The sequence below is a fragment of the Blautia sp. DFI.9.10 genome (genome assembly GCF_024461705.1).
GTDB lineage: Bacteria > Bacillota > Clostridia > Lachnospirales > Lachnospiraceae > Blautia_A > Blautia_A fusiformis.
The window spans coordinates 80799-104240 of the sequence record NZ_JANGAA010000006.1 but is presented as its reverse complement, the minus strand read 5'-3'; the positions used below and the strand labels follow the sequence as shown (position 1 = coordinate 104240).

Annotated in this window: 20 protein-coding genes; 17 read left to right on the top strand and 3 right to left on the bottom strand. The window is 46.9% G+C overall.

Features of this window, described 5'->3' with window-relative positions; genetic code table 11:
* Positions 1-32 precede the first annotated feature (32 nt).
* From NE671_RS05635 to glpK, 9 genes are all read left to right on the top strand, one after another.
* On the top strand, positions 33-1355 hold the full coding sequence (locus NE671_RS05635; RefSeq protein ID WP_021651866.1) for an ABC transporter substrate-binding protein: 1323 nt from the start codon (positions 33-35) through the stop codon (positions 1353-1355).
* Positions 1356-1643: 288 nt separating this feature from the next.
* Positions 1644-2360 (top strand): MgtC/SapB family protein, encoded by a 717-nt coding sequence (locus tag NE671_RS05630; RefSeq protein WP_022426944.1) that lies wholly within the window; start codon positions 1644-1646, stop codon positions 2358-2360.
* 465 nt (positions 2361-2825) lie between these two features.
* A complete protein-coding gene (locus NE671_RS05625; protein WP_015527449.1) occupies positions 2826-4283 on the top strand; it encodes an NAD(P)/FAD-dependent oxidoreductase in 1458 nt (485 codons plus the stop codon).
* A gap of 7 nt (positions 4284-4290) precedes the next feature.
* Positions 4291-5577 carry an NAD(P)/FAD-dependent oxidoreductase gene (locus tag NE671_RS05620; RefSeq protein WP_118752936.1) on the top strand — a complete coding sequence of 429 codons (1287 nt, stop codon included), beginning with the start codon at positions 4291-4293 and terminating at the stop codon, positions 5575-5577.
* A gap of 5 nt (positions 5578-5582) precedes the next feature.
* Positions 5583-5954, top strand: a complete 372-nt coding sequence (locus NE671_RS05615; protein ID WP_044961717.1) for a DUF1667 domain-containing protein — start codon at positions 5583-5585, stop codon at positions 5952-5954.
* 296 nt (positions 5955-6250) lie between these two features.
* Entirely contained in the window at positions 6251-6982 is a 732-nt protein-coding gene (locus NE671_RS05610; RefSeq protein ID WP_021976755.1) for a glycerophosphodiester phosphodiesterase, read from the top strand.
* Between the two features lie 140 nt (positions 6983-7122).
* Complete coding sequence (locus NE671_RS05605; RefSeq protein WP_015527445.1) at positions 7123-8241, top strand: Ldh family oxidoreductase; 1119 nt, start codon at positions 7123-7125, stop codon at positions 8239-8241.
* 213 nt (positions 8242-8454) lie between these two features.
* The gene (locus NE671_RS05600; RefSeq protein WP_015527444.1) at positions 8455-9030 is read left to right on the top strand and encodes a glycerol-3-phosphate responsive antiterminator; all 576 of its coding nucleotides are present in this window, start codon (positions 8455-8457) and stop codon (positions 9028-9030) included.
* A gap of 51 nt (positions 9031-9081) precedes the next feature.
* On the top strand, positions 9082-10581 hold the full coding sequence (gene glpK / locus NE671_RS05595; protein ID WP_022426947.1) for a glycerol kinase GlpK: 1500 nt from the start codon (positions 9082-9084) through the stop codon (positions 10579-10581).
* A gap of 126 nt (positions 10582-10707) precedes the next feature.
* Here the strand turns inward: glpK and NE671_RS05590 are convergent, their stop codons facing one another.
* The gene (locus NE671_RS05590; RefSeq protein WP_015527442.1) at positions 10708-11115 is read right to left on the bottom strand and encodes a DUF6465 family protein; all 408 of its coding nucleotides are present in this window, start codon (positions 11113-11115) and stop codon (positions 10708-10710) included.
* Between the two features lie 171 nt (positions 11116-11286).
* On the opposite strand from NE671_RS05590, the gene holA reads away from it, so the two are divergent.
* Positions 11287-12282 carry a DNA polymerase III subunit delta gene (holA, locus tag NE671_RS05585; protein WP_022426949.1) on the top strand — a complete coding sequence of 332 codons (996 nt, stop codon included), beginning with the start codon at positions 11287-11289 and terminating at the stop codon, positions 12280-12282.
* Between the two features lie 3 nt (positions 12283-12285).
* Here the strand turns inward: holA and NE671_RS05580 are convergent, their stop codons facing one another.
* A complete protein-coding gene (locus tag NE671_RS05580; RefSeq protein WP_256163759.1) occupies positions 12286-12858 on the bottom strand; it encodes a M48 family metallopeptidase in 573 nt (190 codons plus the stop codon).
* Between the two features lie 132 nt (positions 12859-12990).
* Positions 12991-13254 (bottom strand): 30S ribosomal protein S20, encoded by a 264-nt coding sequence (rpsT, locus tag NE671_RS05575; protein WP_022426951.1) that lies wholly within the window; start codon positions 13252-13254, stop codon positions 12991-12993.
* A 292-nt stretch (positions 13255-13546) separates the two neighbouring features.
* Here rpsT and gpr point away from each other — a divergent pair, with 292 nt between their 5' ends.
* The 7 genes from gpr to NE671_RS05540 all read left to right on the top strand — a co-directional run bounded on the left by gpr (position 13547) and on the right by NE671_RS05540 (position 23396).
* Positions 13547-14476 (top strand): GPR endopeptidase, encoded by a 930-nt coding sequence (gpr, locus tag NE671_RS05570; protein WP_015527438.1) that lies wholly within the window; start codon positions 13547-13549, stop codon positions 14474-14476.
* 23 nt (positions 14477-14499) lie between these two features.
* Positions 14500-15861 carry a stage II sporulation protein P gene (locus NE671_RS05565; RefSeq protein ID WP_256163758.1) on the top strand — a complete coding sequence of 454 codons (1362 nt, stop codon included), beginning with the start codon at positions 14500-14502 and terminating at the stop codon, positions 15859-15861.
* Between the two features lie 82 nt (positions 15862-15943).
* Positions 15944-17752, top strand: coding sequence for a translation elongation factor 4 (gene lepA, locus NE671_RS05560; RefSeq protein WP_021651884.1), 1809 nt, complete (start codon positions 15944-15946; stop codon positions 17750-17752).
* An 11-nt stretch (positions 17753-17763) separates the two neighbouring features.
* Complete coding sequence (locus NE671_RS05555) at positions 17764-18150, top strand: hypothetical protein (RefSeq protein ID WP_118752913.1); 387 nt, start codon at positions 17764-17766, stop codon at positions 18148-18150.
* Positions 18140-19276, top strand: coding sequence for a radical SAM family heme chaperone HemW (hemW, locus tag NE671_RS05550; RefSeq protein ID WP_118752912.1), 1137 nt, complete (start codon positions 18140-18142; stop codon positions 19274-19276). Before NE671_RS05555 ends, hemW begins: the two co-directional genes overlap by 11 nt.
* 154 nt (positions 19277-19430) lie before the next feature.
* Complete coding sequence (uvrA, locus tag NE671_RS05545; protein ID WP_059086148.1) at positions 19431-22280, top strand: excinuclease ABC subunit UvrA; 2850 nt, start codon at positions 19431-19433, stop codon at positions 22278-22280.
* A gap of 132 nt (positions 22281-22412) precedes the next feature.
* The gene (locus tag NE671_RS05540) at positions 22413-23396 is read left to right on the top strand and encodes a rod shape-determining protein (protein ID WP_015527433.1); all 984 of its coding nucleotides are present in this window, start codon (positions 22413-22415) and stop codon (positions 23394-23396) included.
* Positions 23397-23442: the final 46 nt, after the last annotated feature.

Genomic DNA, 23442 nt, shown 5'->3' with positions numbered 1-23442 from the left:
GGGTCGGACCATTATAAAAGGAGGGTTTCTATATGAACAACAAAAAATGGATGGCGATTCTTTTAGGAGGAATCATGGCTGCATCTCTGGCAGCTCCGTGCTCAGTAAGTGCAGCTGAGAAAACAACACTTACATTCTGGCATGCAATGGGCGGCACAAACGGTGAGGTGCTTCAGCAGATCGTGGATGATTTCAACGCATCCCAGGATGAGATTGAGATTAAAGCTGAGTATCAGGGAACCTATGATGATACCATCACAAAACTGAAAGCTGCTATGCAGAGTGACTCCGGTCTTCCGGATGTCTGCCAGATGTATGACGTAGGAACAAAGTTCATGTATGACAGTGGTGCTGTCATTCCTGTAGAAGACAAATTTGAGAGCACAGGCTATGATAAGAGCTCTGTTATGGAGGTTATCAGCAGCTACTATACCGTAGACGGCAAGCAGTATGCAATGCCATTTAACGTATCCACACCTATGCTGTATTACAACAAAGACGTATTTGAGGCAGCAGGACTTGATCCTGAAACTCCGCCAACAACTTATGATGAGGTTCTTGAGGATGCCAAGAAGATCGTAGAGAGCGGAGCAGCTCCGGTTGGTTATTCACAGGCTATTTACGGATGGTTCTTTGAGCAGCAGCTTGCAGGACTTGGTGTAACATACGGAAACAATGACAATGGACGTAAAGAGGCAGTTACAGCTGTTGATTTTGATTCCAACGGCGGCGGCCTGAAAGTATTTGATATGTGGAAAAAGCTGTATGATTCCGGATATTTCGAAGATTACGGAACAACAACAGCAGATACTCAGACAGCATTCTTCTCCGGACAGGTTGGTATGATCATCGAGTCTACTGCTATCCTGAAAAATGCAGTTGATTCTTCTCCGTTCGAAGTTGGTACAGGATATCTTCCGAGAATCGAGCAGAATGATGAAGGCGGTGTTATCATCGGTGGTGGATCCCTGTGGCTTACAGATACAGGCAACGAAGCTAACGAAGATGCAGCATGGAAATTCATCGAGTACATCACAACTCCTGATGTACAGGCTAAATGGTCCATGGGTACAGGATACTTTGCGATCAACGAGAAAGCTTATGAGACAGAGGATATGAAGGCTTACCTCAAAGAAAACCCGAACTTCGAGACAGCTATCAACCAGCTGAAGGATTCTCCTGTAAACTGCAATACAGCAGGTGTTCTCTCAGGTGTACAGACAGAAGCCCGTCTTACATTCAACGAGATCATGCCGCAGGTATATGATGGCAAGCTTACAACTCAGGACGCTGTTGATCAGCTTGCAGTTTCTGTAAACAAAGCGATCGAGAACTATAACGAGTCTATTAAATAATCAGAATGCCCTCTGATCAGTAGATAGAGCAACAGATAGGGATACCGCCGCTGGGCGCCGGTATCCCTGCTGTTTTACATGCTGTGAGACTACAGATCATGTATATCCGGGGTATAGGATCATATGAAAAACTGCGTAGTGAGACGGACGGAGTGAGTCCGGCTGACTAGACAGCTTTCGAATGGAGTGAGTGTGGCCTGCAGCGTTCGTGCAGGGTAAAATGGAAGGATGCGCTATTGGCGTTATCACCGGCAGAAAATAATGTTACAACAGGAAAGGAGCAAATTTATGGGCGGAATTCTCGGAGCATGTAATGCAATATCGGATTATTTGCACACTTTAAATATGGGATCGACGCTGTTTCGGCTGATTCTTGCGATGTTTCTTGGATGTCTGATCGGTATTGATCGTGGAATGAAGAAGCGTGTGGCAGGTGTAAAAACACATATGATCGTCTGTATGGGGGCAACTTTGGTTATGATGACGGGCGATTTTATCCATGTATATTCTAATGGGGCAGGAATCGGAGATACTGCACGACTTGGCGCACAGGTTGTCAGCGGGATTGGTTTTCTTGGAGTGGGAACTATCATTGTGACCGGACAGAGACATGTATCCGGTCTTACAACAGCAGCCAGTCTTTGGACTTCTGCGTGTATCGGACTTGCTGTGGGAATCGGCTTTTACAGCGGTGCGATCTTTACCACGCTGGGGCTTATTCTGGTGTTCAAATATGCGAAATATATAGAGGTTTATGTGGAAGAGCATTCCAATACCTATGACGTATATATGGAGTTTGAAAATGAAGACAAGATGAGTATGGTCATAAAGAAGCTCCGGGAAGAGGACATCATGATCTCCAACGTAGTTATCATCAAAAAGAGATCCAAAACACAGAGTGTGGTGATCCAGGCAACAATGGAGGCTGCCAAATGGAAAGCACGCCATACTGTATTTCGTGAGGTAAGACAGCAGGAAGGAGTTATTTCTGTGGAGGAAATATGATCGGGAATCGGGAATACAATGAAACTTATCATGTTTTTGAGAAAGTTAAGAGCATGTTAAAGAAAAAACGATGTATTTTACGAAAAATGCACTTGAAATATGAAGAATAGTCTGATACAATGAATACAAAGTGAAGAAGGAATCTGATTCAGCTTGCTGAATACAGAGAATGCCATTGAGAACAGAGACCGGCATGAAGACACATGGATAAGTGTGTTTTTATGCCGGCTATTTTTATGCGCAAATGTTAATGTTTCAAAAGGATTACAAGGGTTACAAAGGGTTACGGCATAAAAATAATGGCATATTCACTTGAAAGATTGCTGTTCGTAAGCAGTACTCCTCGCAGAATATATACCTGCGGACGGCAATGCTTGTGTTGCAACGGATATTCTGCTGTTTCCGGCGCAGAGAAAGCCGGGGACAGTTCAGAAGATCCGCAAACAGGAAAGGAGAAACAGATCTATGTATGATGTGATCATTATCGGAGCAGGAGTTTCCGGAGCGGCAGCGGCGAGAGAGCTTTCAAGATATCGGTTGAAAATCTGCGTTCTGGAGCGAGAAGAGGATGTATGCTGTGGAACTTCCAAGGCAAACAGCGGAATCGCTCATTCCGGTTATGATGCAGAACCGGGAAGCCTTATGGCGGAACTGAATGTGAAGGGCAGCAATATGATGGGACAGCTTTCGAAGGAACTGGATTTTCCTTTTAAACAGACTGGTTCACTGACTGTCTGTACGACTGAGAATGGAATCGCCATGCTGCATAAGCTGCGTGAAAGAGGACTGAAAAACGGAGTAGAGGGACTGAGGATCCTTGACAGAGAAGAGGCACTTGCCATGGAGCCGAATCTGTCTGATCAGGTGCTGGCAGCGCTGTATGCACCGACAGCCGGAATTGTCTGTCCCTTTGAGCTGAACATTGCAATGGCAGAGAATGCATATAACAATGGTGTGGAATTTAAATTTGACACAGAAGTAAAGAACATCCGAAAACAGGAAAAAGGTTTTGTTGTGGAAACCTCAAAGGGTGATCTTGAGACAGGCTGTATCGTCAATGCTGCCGGTGTCTATGCGGATGTTTTTCATAATATGGTAAGTGAGAAAAAACTGCATATCACTCCTCGTAAGGGTGAGTATATGCTTCTTGATAAAAGTGCAGGAACACATGTGAATCATACGATCTTTGCACTTCCAAATAAGAACGGAAAAGGAGTTCTGGTAACACAGACTGTTCACGGTAATCTTCTGATCGGGCCTACAGCTACGGATCTGGAGGATCGGGAGGAAACAGCGACTACATCAGAGGGGATGGAGGAAGTAAGTGCCAAATCCCGGAAAACAGTAAAGGATATTCCACTGCGGAAGGTGATCACAAGCTTTGCAGGGCTTCGAGCTATCGAGGACGGTATGGATTTTGTGATCGAAGAGGTGGAGGATGCTCCCGGATTTATCGATTGTGCAGGAATCGCATCCCCGGGACTTACCAGCTCACCGGCCATTGGCTGTATGGTTGCTGACATCGTAAAAGAAAAATTACATCCGGAAGTAAATCCGGATTTTGATCCGGTGAGAAAAGGGATCCTGGATCCGTCAGAGCTTTCTCTGGAAGAAAGAAATGAGCTGATCAAAAGATCACCGGAATATGGAAATATCATCTGCAGATGTGAGATGATCTCTGAGGGAGAGATCCTGGATGCGATCCGAAGACCGCTTGGAGCGAAATCCCTGGACGGAGTAAAACGTCGTACAAGAGCAGGAATGGGAAGATGTCAGTCAGGCTTCTGCTCTCCCAGAACAATGGAAATCCTCAGCCGAGAGCTTGGCATTTCCATGGAGGAGATCACAAAAACAGGCGGAGCTTCCAGACTGATCGAAGGAATCAACAAGAAAATTGCAGAGGAGGGCGAGAACCATGAATGATAAGATTATGGTGAAGAGAGATATCGTGATCATAGGCGGAGGCCCTGCAGGACTGGCAGCAGCCCTGGCTGCAAAGAAAGAGGGAGCAGAGAGTATCCTGATCCTGGAACGTGATAAGGAACTGGGCGGGATCCTGAATCAGTGTATCCATAATGGATTTGGCCTTCATACATTTCAGGAGGAGCTGACAGGACCGGAATATGCGGCACGTTTTATCCGGATGGTAAAAGAGCAGCAGATCGAGTACCGGCTGAACACCATGGTCATGGATATCAGCCAGGATAAGGTGATCACTGCCATGAGCCGCCAGGAGGGAATGTATCAGATCCGGGCAAAAGCTGTGATCCTTGCCATGGGCTGCAGAGAGAGACCGCGAGGTGCACTGAACATTCCGGGATATCGACCGGCAGGCATTTATTCAGCAGGAACAGCACAGCGCCTTGTAAACATGGAAGGATTTATGCCGGGAAAAAAAGTAGTGATCCTGGGATCTGGTGATATCGGACTGATCATGGCTAGACGTATGACGCTGGAAGGTGCAGAGGTTAAGGCAGTGGCAGAATTGATGCCATATTCCGGAGGCCTGAAGCGAAATATCGTGCAGTGCCTGGATGACTTTGGAATCCCGTTGAAGCTTAGCCATACAGTGGTTGACATAAAAGGAAAAGAACGTGTGGAAGGAATCACTCTTGCAGAGGTAGACGAAAACAGACGCCCGATTCCCGGTACAGAGGAATTTTTTGAATGCGATACGCTTCTTCTTTCTGTTGGTCTGATCCCGGAGAATGAGCTTTCCGGACAGGCAGGTGTGAAGCTGAGCAATGTGACTTCCGGACCGGTGGTAAACGAAAGTCTGGAGACAAATGTAGAAGGTATTTTTGCCTGCGGAAATGTTCTTCATGTTCATGATCTGGTGGATTTTGTTTCGGAGGAAGCCGGCAATGCAGGAAGAAATGCGGCTCTCTATATAAACAACAATGGAGAGGACAAAATACCGGAAGAGATAAAGATCACGCTTTCGCCCCAAAACGGAGTCCGCTATACAGTGCCGTCTGAGATCCGTATCGGTCACATGGCGGAGGAGCAGCTGGTCCGTTTCCGTGTGGGAAATGTATATAAAAATTGTTACATCCGTGCATATCTGGATGGAGAACGGATCTTTTCCAGAAAAAAACAGGTGGCAGCACCCGGAGAGATGGAACAGATCAAATTGAAAAAAGAGCAGCTTCTTTCCATTCTGGAAGGAAAACAGAAACAGGATAAACATGAACTTGTGATCCAGGTGGAGGAGTGATGAAAATGGAAAAAAGAAATCTTACTTGTATCGGATGTCCTATGGGATGCGCCCTTCTGGTGGAAATGGATGGAAAAGAGATCATTTCCGTCACAGGAAATACCTGTAAAAAAGGTGCGGAATATGCAGTGAAGGAAGTGACAGATCCGACCAGGATCGTGACAACGACCGTGCGTGTGAAGAATGGAAGCATGCCGGTGGTGTCAGTAAAGACAGCACAGGATATTCCGAAAGGAAAGATTTTTGACTGTGTGGAAACGCTGCGGGATGTATGTGTGGAAGCGCCGGTTCAGATCGGGGACGTGATCCTGGAGAATGTAGCAGGCACAGGCGTGGATATCGTGGCTACAGGAAATGTGAAGCAGATCATACAGTGATCTGCAAAGGATATATGGCAATCTGTATGCTTATAATATGTCAGCCCTCCGGCAGACAAAGCGAATAAAATAAACCTGAAAAGGCTTTTTTATCGCTTTGCTTGTCATGAAATAAAATATACAAAATGCACAAAAAATATTAGCACTTAAAAGAATAATTAATTAAAAAATAACAAAAAAATATATAAGAATCGATAAAAAATGTTGAAAATAAATAAACGTTATGATATAATCAGAAATATGAATTAGTAAAAATGCTCATAACGATGTAATGCATTGAATGGAGGATGATTAGAATGAAAGTATTTGGACATCGTGGTTTCAGCGGAGAATATCCGGAGAATACAATGCTGGCGTTTCAGAAGGCTGTGGAGGCTGGCTGCGAGGGAATCGAGCTTGATGTGCAGCTGACCAAGGATCTGGTTCCGGTGATCATGCATGATGAGAAGGTTGACCGTACCACAGATGGAAACGGATATATCTATGATCTTACATATGCTGAGCTGTGTAAACTGGATTGCAGTTATCCGGATAAGTTTGCCGGAAAATTCGGCAGGCTTCAGATTCCGACTCTGAGAGAGTATTTGGAGTGGATGGCAGAGGAGGAAGATCTGATTACAAACATCGAGCTGAAGAACAGTGTTTATTATTATGGTGGTATGGAAGAGAAGGTCATTGATATGATCTGCGAATATGGTCTGGAGGATCGGATCATCCTTTCCTCTTTCAATAACGCATCCATTGTATTGTGCAGACAGAGTGATGAGACTATTGCAGGAGGCTTTCTGGTAGAGAAATACGTGGATAATGCAGGGGTTTATGCAAGAACCTGTGATGTGCAGTATTATCATCCGAATCTGGAATACCTGAAGGAAGAGCATGTACGCAGCTGTTCCCAGAACGGGATCGGAGTGAATGTCTGGACTGTAAACGAGGAAGAGGATATGAGAAGGATGAAGAAATGGGGAGTAAACTCCATCATCACCAATTATCCGGACAGAGGAAGAGCAGTGGCAGACGAGGATTGAAACTGTAATGCAAAGACGCTTTCTGTAAGGTACATACAGGAGGCAGGCTAAATTTGAAATCTCCGGCAGGAGGGGGTCCTGCTGCAGATCTATATAAGCAAAATAAAAAACTATAATAATGTATATGGAGGATTTTTACAATGGAGAAAGAAACAAGACCTTTTATTTCCTGGCAGCTTGCAGATGATTTTATGACTGCAGTATTTGAGAAAATGGGAGTTCCGACGGAGGATGCAAGACTTTGCGCTGATGTACTTCTGGAAAGTGACAGACGTGGAATCGAGAGCCATGGCTGCAACCGCTTTAAACCGATCTATATCGACCGTATCAAATCCGGAATCTTAAATCCTGTAACAAAGATCGATATTCTTAAAGAGACACCGACAACTGCAGTTCTTGATGCTAACGATGGTATGGGAATGGTAGCCAGCAAGAAGGCTATGGACATGTGTATTGAAAAAGCACATAAATACGGCATGGGTATGGTTGCAGTCCGTAACTCTTCCCATTATGGAATCGCAGGATATTGGACAGGTCTCGCAGCAAAAGAGAATATGATCGGTATCAGCGGTACCAACGCAAGACCATCCGTTGCACCGACATTTGGTGTTGAGAATATGCTTGGAACCAACCCACTGACATTTAGTATGCCTACAGATGAGCCGTTCCCGTTTACACTGGACTGTGCAACATCTGTTATCCAGAATGGCAAGATCGAATACTACGCACGTATCAACCATGATACTCCTAAGGGTCTTGTTATTTCCAGAGAAGGAGAGGAGCTTACAGATAGTGCAGAGATCCTTAAGAAGATCAGAAGCCAGCAGGCAGCACTTGCTCCTCTCGGTGGATTTGGTGAGACAACCGGAGGATATAAGGGATACGGATACTCTACTGTTGTTGAGATCCTTTCCGCAGCCCTTCAGTCCGGTCTCTTCCTGAAAGCTCTGGATGGTAAGGATGAAGAAGGAAAGATCCGTCCATATCATCTTGGACATTTCTTTATTGCTATCGATACAGAGGCATTTATGGGTGCAGAGGCATTCAAGAAAACATGCGGTGATATCCTGCGAGACCTGAGAGGCTCCGAGAAGGCTCCTGGACAGGAACGTATCTACACAGCAGGCGAGAAGGAATATGATGTATGGATGTATCGTAAGGATAAGGGAGTTCCGGTGACAGAGGCAGTTCAGAAAGAGTTTATCGGACTTCGCGATGAATTCGGACTTACACAGTTCAAATTCCCGTTTGAGAAATGATGTATCTGCAGAAGGGAAGTCCATAGGGGCTTCCCTTCTTTTGCCAGAGAAGAAGATTGTCTGAGAATTGTAATACAGCCGGAAATAAAACAGATATATTTGGCAAATGCGTCTGGTCTTTGAAGCAATAAACTGATACAATAAGAATAATATCTTCAAATAATGCGCGGAGATAAAATGATATTGTGTGAACATTGCGGAGGAAGAGAGAAGATGAACAAAGAATTTCTGGACGCGATCGAGGCGAACCCGATCATAGCGGCTGTAAAGGATGAGCAGGGACTTCAGAACTGTTTGGGCAGGGAGGAGCTTACCGTGATCTTTATCCTGTATGGAGATATCCGTTCTATTGGGGGAATTGTGGAGCGGATCCACCAGGCGGGGAAGATCGCGATGGCACATATAGACCTGATCACAGGTTTAAGCTCAAAAGAGGTTTCTGTGGATTATATTTGTAAAAATATCCATGCAGATGGGATCATTTCAACAAAAGCATCCATGATCAACAGGGCGAAGAAGCTTGGAATGTATACAGTTCTGCGTTTTTTCCTTATTGATTCCATGGCGATCAAGAATATTGAGAATCTGGGAAATCAGCATGAGCAGCTGCCGGATGTGGTAGAGGTTCTGCCGGGGCTGATGCCGAAGATTCTTAAACAGATATGTAAAACAAGCAAGGTGCCTGTGATCGCAGGCGGTTTGATCTCCGATAAGGAGGATGTGATGGGAGCCCTGGGTGCGGGGGCAGCAGCGGTTTCCACTACAAATCAGAAGGTATGGGAATTATGAGGCTGCAGAGGCATTGAACCGCAGCCAAGAAATGTATTGGAGGATTTTTATATGGCAAAATATGTTATGGCGCTGGATTCCGGAACGACCAGTAACCGCTGTATTCTTTTTGATGAAAGCGGAAGGATCCGCAGTGTGGCACAGAAGGAGTTTATCCAGCATTTTCCAAAACCGGGATGGGTAGAGCATGATGCAGGTGAGATCTGGTCCACACAGCTTTCTGTTGCCAGAGAGGCTATGAACCAGATTGAGGCAACGGCAGAGGATATTGCAGCGATCGGTATCACCAATCAGAGAGAGACCACCATTGTCTGGGATAAGAATACGGGACAGCCGGTTTATCATGCCATCGTATGGCAGTGCAGGAGAACCTCAGAATACTGCGACAGCCTGAAAGCAAAGGGACTGGAAGAAAAATTCCGTCAGAAAACAGGACTTGTTATTGATGCGTATTTTTCTGCCACCAAGGTAAAATGGATCCTGGATAATGTGGAGGGTGCCCGCGAAAGAGCAGAGAAGGGTGAGCTTCTGTTTGGTACCGTGGAGACCTGGCTGATCTGGAAGCTGACCAAGGGAGCTGTTCATGTAACAGATTATTCCAATGCGTCCAGAACCATGATGTTCAACATCAATACACTGGAGTGGGATGATGAGATCCTGGAGGAGCTTGATATTCCGAAATGCATGCTCCCGCAGGTAAAAGAGTCCAGTGAGATTTATGGTGAGACAGATCCGTCCTTTTTCGGTGGAAGGATCCCGGTAGCCGGTGCTGCCGGGGACCAGCAGGCGGCGCTGTTCGGGCAGGCCTGCTTTGAGAAAGGTGAAACCAAGAATACATATGGAACCGGTGGCTTTCTTCTGATGAATGCAGGAGATAAACCGGTATTTTCCAATAACGGGCTGGTTACGACCATCGGATGGGGACTTAACGGAGAGATCACTTATGTTCTGGAGGGATCCGTATTTGTGGCTGGTGCTGCGATCCAGTGGCTTCGTGATGAGCTTCATCTGGTGGATTCCGCATCGGATACCGAGTATTTTGCGGGAAAGGTACCGGATGCAAACGGCTGCTACGTCGTGCCTGCGTTTACGGGACTTGGAGCTCCCTACTGGGATCAGTATGCCCGCGGCACGATCGTGGGGCTGACCCGTGGTGTAAATAAGTATCATATTGTGCGTGCGACTTTGGAATCACTTGCATATCAGGTCAATGATGTGCTGGAGGTTATGAAGGAAGATGCAGGAAGTGACCTTGCAGTTCTTCGTGTAGACGGCGGAGCAAGTGCAAACAACCTTCTCCTGCAGATCCAGGCCAATATCAGTAATGTGGCTGTAGAACGTCCGGAATGTATTGAGACAACTGCTCTTGGTGCCGCATATCTGGCAGGTCTTGCTGTGGGATTCTGGGAAAGCAAGGAGGCAGTACTGGAAAGTCGTGATGTGGAACGTATTTTCCGCACGGAGATCGATGACGAGAAGCGAAATGCCATGGTAAAAGGCTGGAGAGCTGCAGTAGGCTGCTCCAGAGACTGGATCAAAAAGATCCAGTAAAAGATAAAAAAGAAAAGTCATGCAACGGGACCGGATGAAAATGTCCTGTGCATGGCTTTTTTGCGTTTCCGGAATGTCACAGACAGACCGGCATAGTAAGTGATCGTGGAACAGATCCGCCGGAGCTTACAGAGTGGTCAGATCGATCCTGTAATCGTCGGAACCCTCTCCGTCAGCAGTGTAGTAAGCTGCTCTTTCTTCTGCATTTACATAGATGTGGAGCTCTTTGCCTTTCAGGCCCTTTGCTTCTGCATCTTTCTTAACAGCTGCCTCAAGGTCGGCAACTGTGATGGATGTCTCAAAAATTTCAAGTGTGATGCCGCTGATCTTATGATTTTTTACAGTGTTCTTAACTTCTTCTACTACTTCTGGTGCCTTGGCTGCTACAGTCTCTGTTGCCTTTTTGACTGCTTTAACGGTTTTTTCAGCTGCAGGTGTTTTTTCAATCTTTTCTACAGTTGATTTCACGGTAGCTTTGGCCTTGGTGGTTGCGCTCTTCAGGTTGCTTGTTCTGCTGTTTCTTCTTTTTTCCATAATGGAACACTCCCTTCCACATATTTCGCTGACAGAACGGATCTGCCGGAATATGTACCTGTTTACAGTAGCATGAATCCGGTGGAAAGTCAAATTTTTGCTTGGGTGTTGCATTTCCGGCAGTTGTCGTATAAACTGGATTACAGAGAAAATCAGACAGGGGTACAGAGATTGAAGAATATTCAGGAAGATATTAAAACAGGAAAATTTAAGCAGGCATATCTCCTTTACGGTGAGGAAGCCTATCTGAAACAACAATATAAAAGAAATCTGGTGAAGGCTCTGAACCCGGACGATGATACCATGAATTTTACCAGATATGAGGGGAAGGGGATCGATGTCCGGGAGCTTTTGAGTCTTTGTGATACCATGCCCTTTTTTGCAGAGCGAAGAGTAGTCCTTCTTGAGGATACGGGATTCTTTAAGAACAAATGTGAGGAACTGGCAGATTATATGAAAGCTCTGCCTGATTATCTGTATCTGGTGTTCTGCGAGTCTGAAGTAGATAAAAGAAGCCGTATGTACAAGGCGGTAAAAGCCTGCGGCAGCATCGGGGAATTTAAACAGCAGGATGAAAAGACTCTTATGCGGTGGGCAGCAGGGATCCTTGGAAAAAATGGCCGCAGGATCACCCAGAGAGATGTGGAGCTTCTGCTGACCATGACGGGAACAGATATGGGAAATATAAGGATGGAGCTGGAAAAGCTGATCTCCTATACGGTCGGAAGAGATGTTGTGACGGCTGCAGATATCCAGGCTGTCTGTACCACGCAGACAACCAATAAGATCTTTGATATGGTGCGTGCGGTGACGGAGAAGAACCAGAAGCGGGCCCTGGATCTGTACTATGACCTTCTGACTCTTCGGGAACCGCCGATGCGGATATTGTTTCTTTTGGCGAAACAGTTTCGTCAGATCTGCCTGACCAAGAAAATGTCACAGGAGGGTCTTTCTCAAACCGAGATCGCTTCCAAACTGGGAGTACCCTCTTTTGTTGTGCGGAATCTGGCATCCTGTGCCAGATCCTACACTGTGGAAGAGCTGGAGAATGCTGTGCGGGATTTTGTGGATGCGGAAGAGGCGGTAAAGACAGGTACACTTGGAGATGTGCTCAGCGTGGAGCTTCTGATCGTGAAGTACAGCTCGGCGAGAGCAGTGAGAGCCTGAGTTTTACGGAGACGGGTTCTGCCACAGGGTCGCTCCGTTGTCCCTGAGCCATTTTTCGCAGGCTTTATACTCCGGCATCACAGATGCCACCACTGCATAAAAGGCAGGGGAATGATTCATTTCTTTTCTGTGTGAAAGTTCGTGTACCACAACATAATCCAGGACTTTTTCCGGGGCGAAGATCAGCCGCCAGTTGAAGTTCAGGTTTCCTTCGCTGGTGCAGCTTCCCCAGCGGGTTTTTTGTTCCCGGATCGTGATACGGCCGTAGGTTACGCCCATTTTTCTGGCGTAGGCTGCGGTTTTTCTTTTGAATATTTTTCTGGCGGATTCCATATAATAACTGCGACGGAATTCCGAAAGAGGCGGGTTTTCAGCCTGGGGCTGTGCCGGCTCAGTGGCAGCGTGTGAGAGGTGCTTCAGGATCCAGCTTTCTTTCTGTGAGAGAAAACGATGGATGGTGGAATCTGGCATTGTGTGTGGAACGCGGACAGTTACCTGACCGGAAACGCTGACCTGGATCGCCAGGGTTTTCCGGCTGCTGCGGATAATGCGGTAGGGAAAGGGATGGGATATCATAAAAAACTCCTTTTGGTCAATGCAGAAATCTATATACAAAACAGAAATCTATATACAAAAAAGACAGTCGCTGACGGTTCGACTGTCTTTCCTTTTACTTATAAGCTTATAACTAAAATATTCCGTGGTCTATTACGCAATGCTGTTGACAGCTTTGGAAAGACGGGAAATCTTTCTGGCGCAGTTATTTTTGTGATAAACGCCCTTGGATGTAGCTTTGCTGATTGTGGAGATTGCGTCCTTAAGAGCAACCTCTGCAGCTGCCTTATCCTTATTCTCAACTGCTGTCTCAACTTTCTTGATGGAAGTCTTAACTGCAGAACGGATTGCTTTGTTTCTTGCAGCCTTAGTGCTGTTAACTAAGATTCTCTTCTTTGCGGATTTAATGTTAGCCAATTCGTACACCTCCGATTCCTTAAAAATATAATATTAAATTACATTCACAGGAACAGACACGGGCGCTCCTATGAAACATGCTTATATATATTATTATACGTGCACAGGAATGTCAAGATGTTTTTTGCAAAAATTCCAAAAAAATATGCAAAAAATACCAGATGCTGTGTGGGAAAGGGGAAATGATACATATTTATGGGAAAAAGGGAAATAATGAAAGGGAAAACACCGGTAAAGCTGCAGATAGCAGCGGAAAAGTCTTTGCAATCTTACAGAAAAAGAGGATGAGAGTATGGCTGGAAGGAGCAGAATCAGAACAGACCTGGCGCTGGAAGCAACGGAACGCTTTCAGGCGGAAAACGTAGAAGTACGTGGAGTAGAGATCAGGGAAAGATACGATGAGGAAAAGGATGTTCGGACTACCGTAGTGCGGATCACAACGGAAAACGGAGCCAGGACCATGGGAAAACCACAGGGGACCTATATTACCATTGAGGCACCGGATCTTTCCGTTCCGGATGAGGATTATCACAGGGAGATCTCGGAAGAGGTGGCACATCATTTGCGGGAGCTGATCGATCTCGGACGGCAGCAGTCGATCCTGGTGGTAGGCCTTGGAAATCAGGAGATTACTGCGGATTCCCTTGGCCCTCGTGCAGTTTCCAATCTTCATATGACAAGGCATGTGATCCGGGAATATGGGCTGAAGAGCAATGAACATATGAAAATGCATCAGATCAGCGGTATCGTTCCGGGTGTGATGGCACAGACCGGAATGGAAACTCTGGAAATTGTTCGGGGTGTTGTTTCGGAGACAAAGCCGGATTTGGTGATCGCCGTAGATGCGCTGGCGGCCAGAAGTACGACAAGACTTAACCGGACGATCCAGATCACGGATACCGGGATTAGTCCGGGCTCCGGCGTGGGGAATCACAGGGAAGGCCTGAATGAAGAGAATCTTTCGGTCCGTGTGATCGGGATCGGTGTTCCGACTGTGGTGGATGCGGCTACTATTGTCCATGATTCCATGGCAGAGCTTCTGGAGGCACTGGAGGAGGATGAGCAGAAGGAGTTTCTGGAAGAAATGATCTCGCCGAAGCTTTACACCATGTTTGTAACACCAAAGGATGTGGATGAAACGGTACGATATTTAAGCTTTACCATTTCCGAAGGACTGAATCTGGCTTTTTCCGATAGTCTAATCGAAGAGGACAGGTCATAAAATACCATAAGAGGTGATCGTTGGTGACGAATATCCAGAGGGCTTTCTGCGTGGTTTTGAGCCTGATCTTCCTGGGTGTGGTGGCTGTCCTTCCGGGAGATTTTTTCAGGCATGGTGAGATCTACAGACAGCTGCCGCTGTATTGCTTTCTGGAAAAGAAAGCTCTGCAGAAGGAAAATGGCAGAGACCGGGAAACAGAGATGCTTTTGCAGGAAAAAAACGCAGAGCATCTGGGTGAAGAAGTGGAAGCAGAGAACCGAAAAGAGCAGGAGACGCTACTGATGGCCGAGGCGGAAGAAGTGGAGAAGAAAGAAGCCCTTCAGAAGAAAGAAGAGCTTCAAAAGAAAAAAGAAATCCAAAAGAAAGAAGCGGAAGAGGCAGAGAAAAAATCTCCTGACGGCAAAAAAAATGAAAAGGAAACTGTTAAGGGAAATGCAGAACAGGAAGTTGCTGAGCCAGAAATTACAGAGCCGGGAGGTTCAGAACAGGAAGCTACGGAGCCGGGGAACACAGAACCGGAGCCTTCAGCGTCAGAGGAGAACCAATCCGGTGAAAATACTGCGAAGGAACAGGAGACTGTGGCACTGCCACATCCGCAGATTGACTTGTCTCAGGCGAAACTGGCAGATTTTGACTATGTGATGAACCAGTTTTTTATATTGGATTCCAATACGGAAACGAATGCGCAGCAGATCAGTGCGCCCCGTTTTCTGAAGGAGGATCTGTCCGTTAAAAAGGATTCATCGGTACCCCAGATTCTGATCTATCATACCCATTCCCAGGAGGCTTTTGCAGATTCAAGAGAAGGACAGACTGAGGACACCATCGTAGGAGTGGGAGATCATCTTACTGAACTTCTGGAAAAAACATATGGATACCAGGTCATTCATATAACAGATGCCTTTGATATGATGGGAGGAACACTGGACAGGAGCAAGGCTTATGATTATGCCAGGGCATCCATAGAAAAAGTGCTGAAAGAAAATCCCACCATTGAAGTTGTGATCGATCTTCACAGAGATGGTGTGCCGGATGAGCGTCATCTGGTAACGCAGGTGAATGGAAAACCTACTGCTCAGCTGCTTTTTTATAATGGATTAAGCTATACAGTCAGTCAGGGGGCAGTGAGTTATCTGCCCAATCCTTACATAGAAGAGAATCTGGCATTTTCCTTTCAGCTGGAATATCAGGCGGCACAGTATTACCCCGATCTTTACCGGGGGATCTATCTGGCAGGTCTTCGCTATAATCTGCATCTTAAGCCACGGGCCCTGCTTCTGGAGGCCGGAGCACAGACAAATACCGTGGAGGAAGTCCGAAATGCCATGGAACCATTTGCAGATATCTTAAACAGAGTTCTGAAAGGCAGTGACAAAGAAGGCTGAAATATGATATGATAAAGAACAGTATGGAAAAATATGCGTTCTGAACGCTTTATACGAGAGAAATTTAAGGAGGACTTCCTGAATGATAGACCAGAGTAAAATTCGGAATTTTTGTATCATTGCACATATCGACCATGGCAAGTCAACACTTGCGGACCGTATCATCGAGATGACGGGACTTCTTACCGAGAGGGAAATGCAGGCCCAGGTTCTGGATAACATGGACCTTGAGAGAGAACGAGGAATCACCATCAAATCCCAGGCGGTTCGTATTGTATACAAAGCCAAGGACGGAAATGAGTATATTTTTAACCTGATCGATACCCCGGGACATGTGGACTTTAACTATGAAGTTTCCCGAAGCCTTGCTGCCTGTGACGGAGCGATCCTTGTTGTGGATGCAGCACAGGGAATCGAAGCTCAGACACTTGCCAATGTATATATGGCACTGGACCATGATCTGGATGTGGTTCCGGTGATCAACAAGATCGACCTTCCAAGTGCGGATCCGGAGCGTGTTATCAATGAGATCGAGGATGTGATCGGAATTGAAGCGCAGGATGCACCGCAGATCTCCGCAAAAACAGGACTGAATGTAGACCAGGTCCTGGAGCAGATCGTCAATAAGGTCCCGGCGCCGGCGGGGGATGTGGATGCACCTCTGAAGGCTCTGATCTTCGACTCTGTTTATGACCCTTATAAGGGTGTTATCGTATTTTGCAGAGTGAAGGACGGACGTGTGAAAAAGGGCACGAGGATCCATATGATGGCGACCGGATTCACCACGGAGGTTGTGGAGGTTGGATATTTTGGAGCGGGTCAGTTTATCCCGTGTGACGAGCTGACAGCAGGTATGGTCGGATATATCACAGCCAGCATCAAGAATGTCCGTGATACCCGCGTGGGTGATACGGTAACGGATGCGGACAACCCCTGTGCAGAGGCACTTCCGGGATATAAGAAGGTAAACCCTATGGTTTATTGTGGCCTTTATCCGGCAGATGGTGCCAAGTACGGCGATCTCCGTGACGCGCTGGAGAAGCTTCAGCTCAACGATGCTTCCCTTTATTATGAACCGGAGACATCGGTCGCCCTTGGATTTGGTTTCCGCTGCGGCTTCCTGGGACTTCTTCATCTGGAGATCATCCAGGAGCGTCTGGAGAGAGAGTATAACCTGGATCTTGTAACTACAGCACCGAGTGTTATCTATAAGGTCTATAAAACCAATGGTGAGATCATCGAGCTGACCAATCCCACCAATCTTCCGGATCCTTCAGAGATCGAATACATGGAAGAGCCTATGGTGAAGGCGGAGATCATGGTAACCACAGAGTTCATTGGTGCGATCATGGATCTCTGCCAGGAGAGACGTGGTCAGTATGAAGGCATGGAATATATGGAAGAAACCCGTGCACTCCTGAAATACAGACTGCCGCTGAACGAGATCATTTATGATTTCTTTGATGCACTGAAATCACGTTCCAGAGGTTATGCATCCCTGGATTACGAACTGGACGGATATGAGAGAAGTGAGCTTGTGAAGCTTGATATCCTTGTGAATAAAGAAGAAGTGGATGCTCTTTCCTTTATCGTGCATGCAGATACTGCTTACGAGCGCGGAAGAAAGATGTGTGAGAAGCTGAAAGACGAGATCCCGAGACAGCTCTTTGAGATTCCAATCCAGGCAGCTATCGGAAGCAAGGTTATTGCCAGAGAGACGGTAAGAGCCATGCGTAAAGACGTACTTGCCAAGTGTTACGGTGGAGATATCTCCCGTAAGAAGAAGCTTCTGGAAAAACAGAAGGAAGGTAAGAAACGTATGCGTCAGGTAGGTAACGTGGAGATCCCGCAGAAGGCATTTATGAGTGTCCTGAAGCTGGATGATAAATAGGAGATGACTTTTTGAAAAAAAATATAAAAAAACTGTTTCTGGCAGCAGGACTTCTGGCTATGACAGGAGCTCTGCTTACCGGATGTGGTTCAAAGAAGAAAAATGCAGAAGAGGAAAGTGTGATCAAAATCAGTACAGCGCCGGAACCGACTGCCACTCCTGATCCGAAAACTGTAGATCCGGATGCAGTGACGAGCAATGGAAATCTGACAATGGTCAATGAGTACCTGGCAGAAAACGGCAGCGAGGCATTGGGGATCGATGGCGTGACACCGACACCGGCTGCTTCAGACGGAAGTACGGATAATGCGGATAGTGCCGGTGAAGATACAAGCTCCGATGAGGATAATGATACATCAGGTAGTGGTGGAGAGGAAGGAGCCATGGATGGAGAATGAGGCGAAAAAACCGCTGGAGCTCTATATCCATATTCCGTTTTGTGTAAAAAAATGCGATTACTGTGATTTCCTTTCCGGACCTGCCGGAAAAGAGAGGCAGCGTGAATATTTCCAGGCTCTGGAAAGGGAGATTGCCGCTGTTCCGGATTTTTCGGACAGGGAGATCACCACAGTTTTTATCGGCGGAGGAACACCTTCCGTGCCGGATCCGTCTCTTGTTGGAGAGATGCTGGATCAGATCAGAAATAAGTTTTTTGTGGCCCCGGATGCTGAGATCACCATCGAAGCAAATCCGGGGACTTTATATAAAGAAAAACTTCAGATATATCTGGAACACGGGATCAACCGACTGAGTCTGGGGCTTCAGTCCCCGCAGAATCGGGAATTAAAGATCCTTGGAAGGATCCATACGTGGGAAGAGTTTCAGGAGAGCTTTTTTATGGCAAGGGATGCAGGCTTTTCCAACATCAATATCGATCTGATGAGTGCCATTCCGGAACAGACCTATGCAGACTGGGAAAAAAATCTCCGCACGGTGGCAGGGCTTTCGCCGGAACATATTTCCGCCTACAGTCTGATCATTGAGGAAGGCACTCCTTTCGGGGAGAGAAAGCTGAAATTGCCGGATGAGGATACGGAGTACCGTATGTATGAGAATACGGCAGGGATCCTGGAGGAATATGGGTTTCATCAGTACGAGATCTCCAATTATGCGAAAGGCGGGCGGGAATGCCGCCATAATAAGGGATACTGGCAGAGGATCGATTATCTGGGACTGGGACTTGGGGCGTCTTCACTTCTGGATCATATGCGTTTTTCCAATACTGCGGATATGAAGGAATATATTGGAAACAGTGCGTTTCCGGATAAGATCCGCCAGAATATGGAAAGCCTTACAGAGGCAGATGAGATGGCTGAGTTTATGTTTCTGGGGCTTCGGATGACAGAGGGCGTTTCAATGGAAGCGTTTGCGGAATATTTCGGAAAAAATATGGAAAACGTTTACGGAGAGGTCCTGAAAAAACATCTGGAGATCGGAATGCTGGAACAAAAAGGAGACAGGATATATCTTTCGAGAAAGGGAATCCATGTGAGCAATGGAGTGATGGCGGATTTTCTGCTGTAGAAAAATTTGTCGATTTTTTTACCTTGACGAACGAATGTTCTGGCAGTATACTGATAAAAAATCAGAAGTTTTACAGCGGAATAAGAGAGGTAGATTCTGCTGTTGAGAAGAATACCGGAGTATTTTTTATGACCGGACAGAGTAGGAGGCTTTCATGTCAGCAGAAGCAAACGATAAGAAGCGTTTTATCAGGATACGCGGAGCCAATGAGAATAATCTTAAGAATCTTAGCGTCGATATTCCCAGAGACCAGTTTGTGGTACTTACCGGACTCAGCGGCTCCGGTAAGTCATCTCTTGCATTTGATACCATTTATGCAGAGGGACAGAGACGTTATATGGAGTCACTTTCTTCCTATGCGAGGCAGTTCCTGGGACAGATGGAGAAACCGGATGTGGAGAGTATCGAGGGCCTTCCGCCGGCAATCTCCATTGATCAGAAGTCAACGAACCGGAATCCCCGTTCTACAGTGGGTACGGTAACGGAGATCTACGATTATTTCCGACTTCTGTATGCCCGTGTGGGAATCCCGCACTGTCCCAAATGTGGAAGGGAAATCCGCAAACAGACGGTAGATCAGATGGTGGATCAGATCATGACGCTTCCGGAACGCCAGAAGATCCAGCTTCTTGCACCGGTAGTGCGGGGCCGCAAGGGAACCCATGTTAAACTTCTGGATCAGGCCAGAAGAAGCGGATATGTGAGAGTGCAGATCGACGGAAATCTCTATGAGCTTTCTGAGGAGATCAAGCTGGATAAGAATATCAAACATAACATTGAGATCGTTGTGGATCGACTTATTGTGAAACCGGGAATAGAGAAGCGTCTTTCCGATTCCATTGAAACCGTGCTGGATTTGGCGGATGGCCTGCTGGTAGTAGACACTATGGACGGGAAGCTTCTGAATTTCAGTCAGAGTTTTTCCTGTCCGGATTGCGGCATCAGCATTGATGAGATCGAACCCAGGAGCTTTTCCTTTAATAATCCATTTGGTGCCTGCCCGCAGTGTCTGGGTCTTGGATATAAGATGGAATTTGATATCGATCTGATGATCCCGGATAAGAAACGGAGTATCAATGAAGGGGCTATCGCTGTTCTCGGATGGCAGTCCTGTACCACGCAGGGAAGCTTTTCCAGAGCGATCCTGGATGCCCTGGCAAGGGAATATGAATTTTCTCTGGATACACCTTTCTGCGAGTATCCGAAGAAGGTCCAGGATATCCTCATCCATGGTACCGGCGGTCATTCTGTGAAGGTTTATTATAAAGGACAGCGGGGAGAGGGCGTTTACGATGTGGCGTTCCCGGGACTGATCCGCAATGTGGAGCAGAGATACCGTGAAACCGGTTCCGAGGCTATGAAGCAGGAATACGAGAGCTTTATGCGGATTACTCCGTGCACCACATGTAAGGGACAGAGGCTGAAGAAGGAGTCCCTGGCAGTGACCGTGGCGGATAAGAATATTTATGAAGTGACCAATATGCCGGTACAGAAGCTGCAGGGCTTTCTCCGCGATCTGAAGCTTTCAAAGCAGCAGGAGCTTATTGGAAGGCAGATCCTGAAGGAAATCCGCGCCAGGGTTGGATTTCTGGCAGAGGTTGGCCTGGAGTATCTTTCACTTGGAAGAGCTACCGGAACCCTTTCCGGCGGAGAGGCTCAGAGGATCCGTCTTGCCACACAGATCGGATCCGGGCTTGTGGGGGTTGCATATATCCTGGATGAGCCGAGTATCGGGCTTCACCAGAGAGATAATGACAAGCTTCTGGGGGCACTGATGCGTCTCCGTGATCTTGGCAACAGTCTGATCGTGGTGGAGCATGATGAAGATACCATGCGTGCTGCAGACTGTGTCATCGATATCGGCCCCGGAGCCGGAGAACATGGCGGACAACTGGTCGCAATGGGGACAGCTGAGGATCTGATGAAAAATGAGCAGTCTGTGACAGGAGCTTATTTAAGCGGAAGGCTGAAGATCCCGGTACCGGAAGTGAGGAAGGAACCAACCGGATTTCTTCATATAAAGGGTGCGGCAGAGAACAACCTGAAGCATATCGACGTAGATATTCCTCTGGGAGTGATGACCTGTATCACAGGTGTTTCCGGCTCCGGTAAGAGCTCTCTGATCAATGAAATCTTGTACAAGAGACTTGCCAGAGACCTGAACCGTGCCAGAGTGATCCCCGGGAAACATGATGACATCCTGGGTATCGATCAGCTGGATAAGGTGATCAATATCGACCAGTCCCCGATCGGAAGAACTCCCCGTTCCAATCCTGCCACATATACCGGAGTTTTTGACCAGATCCGTGATCTTTTTGCAGCCACCGCAGATGCCAAGGCAAAGGGCTACAAGAAAGGCCGTTTCAGTTTTAATGTCAAGGGCGGACGGTGCGAGGCCTGCAGCGGTGACGGAATCATCAAGATCGAGATGCATTTTCTTCCGGATGTATATGTGCCTTGCGAAGTCTGCAAGGGCAAACGCTACAATCGTGAGACTCTGGAAGTGAAGTATAAGGGCAAGAGTATTTATGATGTATTGAATATGACTGTGGAAGAAGCACTGACATTTTTTGAGAATGTACCGTCGATCCGGAGAAAGATCGAGACCCTGTATGATGTAGGGCTTTCCTATATCCGTCTGGGTCAGCCCTCCACCACTCTTTCCGGAGGAGAAGCACAGCGTATCAAGCTTGCCACAGAACTCAGCAAGCGCAGTACCGGAAAGACGATCTATATCTTGGATGAGCCTACCACAGGACTGCACTTTGCGGATGTCCACAAGCTGATCGAGATCCTGCGCCGTCTGTCTGAAGGAGGAAACACCGTTGTGGTCATTGAGCACAATCTGGATGTGATCAAGACGGCGGATCATATTATTGATATCGGACCGGAAGGCGGTGACAGAGGCGGAACGGTAATTGCCAGAGGAACTCCGGAGGAAGTAGCAGAGAATCCGGTTTCCTACACCGGTAAATATGTGAAAAAATATCTGGAACAGAAATAACCGGTAAAAGTTCTTTTCAATTTCTGTGGTTTTGTATATAATGAAGTGCGGGAACGTTTCGGCACAGACCGGAACAGAATAAGTCAGAAATGCGTCAGCATATGAACGTGTATGACGCAGGCGGGAGGATTTATGCCGGCAAAGGATATTGGAATCGATCTGGGAACCAGAAACAGTCTGGTGTTTTCCACAGGCAAGGGAATCGTTTTAAGAGAGCCCTCTGTGGTTGTTTATGATAAAGATACAGAGAAGATCAGAGCAATCGGTGAGGAAGCCAGACAGATGGCAAGCCATCTGACTTCCAATATGGAAGTGATCTGGCCAATCCGAAGAGGTGTGATCGTAGATTATAATGTAATGGAAAAGATGCTGAAATATTTTATTTCACAGGCTATGGGACGGAGAGCGTTCCGGAAACCGAGAGTCAGCATCAGTGTTCCGAGTGGGATCACGGAGATTGAGCGTAAAGCAATTGAGGAAGCTGCCTATCAGTCAGGAGCCAGGGAAGTTTTTCTTGTGGACGAGCCCATCGCTGCTGCTATCGGTGCAGGTGTAGATATCACCAAGCCATTTGGTAATCTGATCGTGGATATCGGTGCAGGGACCACGGATGTTGCGGTCATATCGGTAGGGGGAGTGGTTGTTTCCGCTTCTGTGAAGGTTGCAGGAGATAATTTTGATCATGCGATCATGAATTATGTACGTGAGAAGCACAGCCTCTTTATCGGGGAAGATGCAGCGGAGAATATCAAGATCAAGATCGGAACAGCCAGTGAAGAAGCGGATCTTCGCACGATGGAGGTCAAGGGCAGAAATATCATCACAGGACTTCCGAAGGTGGCAACACTGACATCTGAGGAGATCCGGACCGCTTTGCGGGAAACGACCGGACAGATTGTGGAGACAGTCCATGGCGTTCTTGAGAAAACACCGCCAGAGCTGGCGGCAGATATCATGGACAGAGGAATCGTTCTTACAGGCGGAGGTGCCATGCTGCATGGAATGGATGCATTGATCGAGCAGAAAACAGGAGTCAGCACACTGACGGTACAGGATGCAATGCTTGTAGTGGCTGCAGGAACAGGAAAATATGCGGAAATCATGTCAAGGATGTAAACCGTTATGAGTCGTCCGGACGGCACAGGGTCAGAGAAGAGACTGC